Origin of the sequence: Staphylococcus sp. HMSC072H03 (assembly GCF_001809305.1) — a bacterium.
GTDB lineage: Bacteria > Bacillota > Bacilli > Staphylococcales > Staphylococcaceae > Staphylococcus > Staphylococcus hominis.
Genome location: NZ_KV796882.1, coordinates 1 through 209, shown reverse-complemented (window position 1 = coordinate 209; position 209 = coordinate 1). Strand labels below are relative to the sequence as shown.

The 209-nt window shown below is 29.2% G+C and carries 2 protein-coding genes; both read right to left on the bottom strand.

Features of this window, described 5'->3' with window-relative positions:
- Nucleotides 1–89, bottom strand: an 89-nt coding sequence (locus tag HMPREF2578_RS05970) for a beta-class phenol-soluble modulin (RefSeq protein ID WP_070508303.1), incomplete at its 3' end; no start/stop codon positions are given.
- Between the two features lie 42 nt (nt 90–131).
- The coding region (locus HMPREF2578_RS05965; RefSeq protein WP_141743930.1) for a beta-class phenol-soluble modulin at nt 132–209 on the bottom strand (78 nt) is incomplete at its 5' end.

Here is a 209-nt window from a genome sequence, read left to right as displayed (position 1 = left end):
ATGTCAACAATACTTGTACCTAATTTTGTCCAATCTTGGCTTTGTGCTGCGTCTACTGTATTTTTAATTGCTTCTACTAATTTAGTCATTTGAATTTCTCCATTCTTTTTTTATTTTTAAATGTTATTACATTAGAATCCTAAGTATTTACCTAGAATGCTTACACCATTTGATACGATATCAACAATGCTTGTACCTAATTTTGTCCA